The following is a 4,647-nucleotide window of genomic DNA, read 5'->3' as shown; positions in this document are numbered from 1 at the left end:
TTCGTCGGGAGCAATTTAGATGAGGCAATAACCCATTCTCAGGGAGCAGTTCAGGCGAGGCAATGCGCGTCTCATCCTGATCGCCGCGCTATACTCCATCGCCCGGAGCCAGGCCCGCGCCTCAATGGAGCAATCGACGAACTGCAGTGGCGGCGTCAACACCGTGCCTGACGCGCTTTTGCGGAGTCTACGATGCCGCGACGTTTCAAAGGAAAGTTCGGTAATGGACGCAACCTCAAAAGATACCCTGCTCGGTCTGGACCATGAAACCAGGGCATTTGCATTAGTTGGCCGTTTCATGAGCCACTTCGCGCTGCTCGAAGCCGGGATCAACACGGCGCTCGGCAACGTCCTTGAGCTACAGAGCCTGCAGCAAGTTGTCGTAACTCGAAACATGGCGTTCGACGAAAAAATTAAGACCCTTCGTACCCTCGTTAGAATAACAATTTTGGACCCTGTCGAAGCGAAACGATTTGATGCTCTCGCCATAAGGGCAAGAAAGTTAGGCGAAACTCGAAATGTCGTTGCACACACTCCATTTCGCGCAAGCCCGACATCCGATGGCGTGGAATTTTTGAGGGCAAACCGACGAAGACGAAACATGAAGGTGTGGAAATCTCCGCTACATCATGAGACGATCTAAGTTGCTGTTCCAGTTACAAAATTTGCAGGTCATATCGATTTCCACCGAAACGTGGAAATCTTTTTAGTTTGCAGGCGTAAGAGTTCCTGTTGTTTGCTCAGCGCTGGGCACAAAACCCGGCCCCGCAAATCCGCTTGGAACCCGCGCCATCTACCTTGCCGACGGTTTGCTCCGCATCCACGGAACCAACGACCCCTCCTCCATCGGCACCAATGCGTCGAGCGGATGCTTTCGGATGTACCGCGAGGACGTCGAGGAACTTTACAATCTGGTCCAGCCGGGGACACAAGTGATCGTCCAGCGGTGATCGGATCGGGTGGAGCCCCCAGCTGACCCCCTCTCCAAGCTGCAGCTGGCGCTAGGCTAGCTTTAGTTAGTTTAGCCGGTTCAGCTACCTGGCAAAGCACGGCGTAAAATCGCATGTCCCCATGGAACTATTGGCCTCAGGCCAGATTTCACAATTATCTCAGGGATGGAGCGAATTGACGGCACAATCCCAGAAGGTAGTAGCGCATCGAAGTGCGCTCGGGCGGCTATTCCGTCTGGCTCTCGACCCCACGCGTAGCAAACTTCTGCGCGGCCGGGATGAGCGTTTGTATCGACGCATGGCGCGGATACATGGAAGACTGTTGTCAACGATGAACGGATGGCTATTGATTTAAGTGCTGCAAAGGGCTTGCGATGGCTGGCGATCATGGCCGTCTGCGCATGCTGTGCCTGTACGACCACACAAACACCGAACACGTATCGCAGCAAAGGATATGTTTCTCAGAAGGTTTACGGTGTGAAGACGAGCCCGCGACACGCCCACGGCAGGAATATTCGCAAGGGTGGTGGCCGTTATACCGTCGGCAAGCCCTACGTGGTGAAGGGCAAACTTACTCACCGAAGGAGGACCCGAGTTACGACAGGAATGGTGTCGCTTCCTGGTACGGCTCAGCGTTTCATGGTCGCTTGACTGCAAACGGCGAAGTTTACGACAGGGATCACCTTTCCGCCGCGCATCCCACCCTCCCTTTGCCCAGCTACGTGAGGGTGACCAATCTTGAAAACGGTTCTTCGCTCATCGTGCGTGTTAACGATCGCGGTCCCTACCATAGGGGCCGCATCATCGACGTTTCCAGCAAGGCGGCAGATTTGCTGGACCTGAAGCACCATGGCACGGCCTATGTTCGGGTCCAGTATGTAGGCCGCGCCGGCTCGGACGGACATGATATGCCTTTTCTTATGGCTTCTTACGTCACGAAGGGTGATCGTCTCAGGGACATCAAACCAGAGCCCGACGTGACGGTAGCCTCGAACCAATCGACCGGCGATCATTTGGGGAGCCACAGCAAGTTCTTCTCGTCGTCACGGGCGAACCCTGCCATCAAGGCGATGAGCGCCTCCTACCAGCCGGGGGCAATCGCCGCGGCGGCGTTTCAGACATTCGGGCAATTCGTGATGTTACCTGAGATCGGCACTACTACCTTTGAGCGGACGCCCGAATTCGCTCCATCGATGCCGCCACAAAAATACTGCTTGAACAAGGATAGTGATGACGGTGAGCGCGGCTCCTGCGAGGTTCAGGCTCTCCCGTTACCGGGCGTCAAACGCAATGTGCGTCTGACGGTGGTTGTCTCCGTAAAGCGACGCCGCTCTCGACTAAGAGGCCACCGCCGGCGAGGAACAGCAATGGTTCTTCCCCAGAGTGCGCAAGAAGCCGTCACGAGACATGCCCACCTGCGGCGATAGTGCCAAGATAACCGCCGAAGCGCCCGAGCCCATGATCGCGATCCGCATGCCTCCGACGCCAAAGCCGTGGTTGTAAAATCGATATAGCAATTCCACCGCCACAGAGCAGAATCGAATGCTAAGTCCGGGGTGGCTGCGCATCGCAGGGTCGTGCGCGACAATTGAGCGCTTTTGCAGCCAAACGCTCGTCTAACGCCAAGTTTTTTGAGATATTGAGCATGGCAGATCGCCTGATCTGCCAAATTTTCGGCAGGGCTTGCCGCGTTGTCCAGAAAATGGCCGGTCGGCGCCGGGCTGCGGCTCAGTCTTCGCGCGATGCGCGGGGTTGCGTAGGCGATCTAGGCCGATGTGAAGACCGTGATGTAAACATACAAAATTTGCAAGGGGATCGCTATTGGAGGCGCGCCGGAGGGCCGCAGACATGGATAAGCCGCCGAGTGACAAGTTCGACAGCCTGACACCACCAAAATGGTGGCTTCTCTATTGCGGCACCCCCAAAATGGTGGTGCAACCATAAACTGCTGTTTGCCCGTTTTTAGAACTTACGCACCATTGGAAGGTAATTGCGATAAATCCCTCCTATACCTTGGGGGAGAAATCGACTTTTGGGATCCCTATCCGCTTGAACTTTCCAAAGATGGGATTTTGAGTTCTTGGAATAAGCGGCTGCGCGCATTGGGCAGGATATACTTTACTCGTGGCTCCCCAATAAAGATCTGGCGCTCACGGAAAATCTCCCAAAAAATCACGATTGTCTTTTGGCGCTATTTCGATCATTTCGACGTGCTGGGATATTCACTTGCGAACAAGTCAGCGAAGACGCCCAAATCATCGGAGATAATTCGCTTTGAAACTTTTCGCGTGGCTTTCCTGGATGAATTGTTCGAATGAATGGACGCCTTTCCCTTCCGAAGAAAATGGAAACCTTGGCGGCATAGTCATGCGACGGCGTGGCACGAAATTTCTATTGGTTGAAACTCGCGTTCCGACGCTAGATGAACAACGTGAAGCACAGCTCTACTACGCCATACGTTAGGCGGGGGCTGCGCGTTACCATACAGACTGGCGTGGGCGCCTTCATCCTGCGTTCAGGCTCGATGGTAGAAACTGACGCATCTTCTTGGGGGTGTTCACCATGACCAGAGATCATTTCGCTGCGATCGATGCACCATTGCAGAACGAAGATATTGTGATCTGCAAAAGGGTCTTCGATCATATCTGCGCGACCGGACACATAACGGGCGGCGACGCCTGCGACGAGCTCGCAACCCAGATAATTTATTTCTATCAGCATGGCGTCACGAACGAAGACAGCTTGGAACAGTTACTCGCGCGGGTTGCCAACAAACAAAGGCAGACATGAGTATTCCGAACATGCCCGCAGGCATTTCGTGTAGGGCGGAACGATAGCTTATCGGCAGCGTTGTGCCCGGACACTCAAGGTCCTGGAGGATAACATGAAAATACTGCTCATCTCTGCCGCATCGCTGTTTTTGACACTCGGGGGAGCGGCGGTCGCGCAGACTACGACGGTCGTCGTTCCTGGCGAGGTCAAAACCTACGTCCTCAAACAGGAAACGCCATCCGTCATGTTTGAAGGTGACGTTGCAGTCGGCACGGCGCTTCCTGATACAGTCGAGATCCACACAATCCCCGATCAACCTGATTACGGTTATGTGGTCGTCAACAAAAAGCGTGTGCTCGTCAATCCGAAGACCCGCGCAGTCATTGAGGTCGTCGAATAAGTTGAAAGAACCGCGGGCCTCTTCCAAGGCCCGCGAGTTCTCTGCGCAGGCCCATCTGGAAGATAAGCCAAGCCACGGCCGAACGGCCCCGACTGACAGATATGGTCTGCGGCATCTCGTCAGTGGACGGCGGCAATCACGGGAATTCCGGCTTCCTCCGCCGCGCGAATGAGCGCGTCACGCGCTGTCTTTGCGGGGATATTGCCTTGAATGGCATCCAGGCAGGTTTTTACGGCCGCAATATATTCCCTGCCGTCGTCTGCCGTCCATGCGGCGACAAGGGCCTCGGCAACCTCGCCAAGTGATCGGATCAGCCTATGCTTTTCCTGACCGCTCATCACAAGCATAAGAGGGGCGAAATCTTCGCTTCCATGCCAATCCACGATACCAACCGTTTGCATTAATAGCCGCCCTTTATGCCCAAGAAGCGCCCGACATGGATCGACAACGCTTCATCAGGGAGGTTCTGACTGGAGTTCAGCAACATGGCTAAAACCTCCCTGATGTCCTTTCAACAAGGATCAG

Annotated in this window: 4 protein-coding genes and 2 pseudogenes; 5 read left to right on the top strand and 1 reads right to left on the bottom strand. The window is 54.9% G+C overall.

Annotation, left to right across the window (positions count from 1 at the left end; all coding sequences use genetic code 11):
• Window positions 1-223 precede the first annotated feature (223 nt).
• From ATY29_RS33415 to ATY29_RS33395, 5 genes and pseudogenes are all read left to right on the top strand, one after another.
• Complete coding sequence (locus tag ATY29_RS33415) at window positions 224-643, top strand: hypothetical protein (RefSeq protein WP_097537525.1); 420 nt, start codon at window positions 224-226, stop codon at window positions 641-643.
• A gap of 112 nt (window positions 644-755) precedes the next feature.
• A pseudogene (locus tag ATY29_RS33410) lies at window positions 756-950 on the top strand (L,D-transpeptidase); the annotation flags it as partial.
• A 339-nt stretch (window positions 951-1,289) separates the two neighbouring features.
• Window positions 1,290-2,122, top strand: a pseudogene (locus ATY29_RS33405) (septal ring lytic transglycosylase RlpA family protein); the annotation flags it as partial.
• Between the two features lie 1,390 nt (window positions 2,123-3,512).
• Window positions 3,513-3,740 carry a hypothetical protein gene (locus ATY29_RS33400; protein WP_097537524.1) on the top strand — a complete coding sequence of 76 codons (228 nt, stop codon included), beginning with the start codon at window positions 3,513-3,515 and terminating at the stop codon, window positions 3,738-3,740.
• A 94-nt stretch (window positions 3,741-3,834) separates the two neighbouring features.
• Window positions 3,835-4,122: a DUF1236 domain-containing protein gene (locus ATY29_RS33395; RefSeq protein WP_003565315.1), complete on the top strand. Its 288-nt coding sequence runs from the start codon at window positions 3,835-3,837 to the stop codon at window positions 4,120-4,122.
• Between the two features lie 119 nt (window positions 4,123-4,241).
• Here ATY29_RS33395 and ATY29_RS33390 read toward each other — a convergent pair whose 3' ends face one another.
• Window positions 4,242-4,523 (bottom strand): DUF982 domain-containing protein, encoded by a 282-nt coding sequence (locus ATY29_RS33390; RefSeq protein WP_097537523.1) that lies wholly within the window; start codon window positions 4,521-4,523, stop codon window positions 4,242-4,244.
• Between the last annotated feature and the right edge of the window lie 124 nt (window positions 4,524-4,647).

The organism is Rhizobium hidalgonense, assembly GCF_002914525.1.
Lineage (GTDB): Bacteria > Pseudomonadota > Alphaproteobacteria > Rhizobiales > Rhizobiaceae > Rhizobium > Rhizobium hidalgonense.
The sequence above is the reverse complement of the archived record's forward strand: the minus strand, read 5'-3'. Positions and strand labels throughout refer to the sequence as shown.

Excerpts from the sequence above, each read along its gene's own strand:
- ATY29_RS33415 (WP_097537525.1), top strand. The coding sequence starts at position 224 with ATGGACGCAACCTCAAAAGATACCCTGCTCGGTCTGGACCATGAAACC.
- ATY29_RS33400 (WP_097537524.1), top strand. The coding sequence starts at position 3,513 with ATGACCAGAGATCATTTCGCTGCGATCGATGCACCATTGCAGAACGAA.
- ATY29_RS33395 (WP_003565315.1), top strand. The coding sequence starts at position 3,835 with ATGAAAATACTGCTCATCTCTGCCGCATCGCTGTTTTTGACACTCGGG.
- ATY29_RS33390 (WP_097537523.1), bottom strand. The coding sequence starts at position 4,523 with ATGCAAACGGTTGGTATCGTGGATTGGCATGGAAGCGAAGATTTCGCC.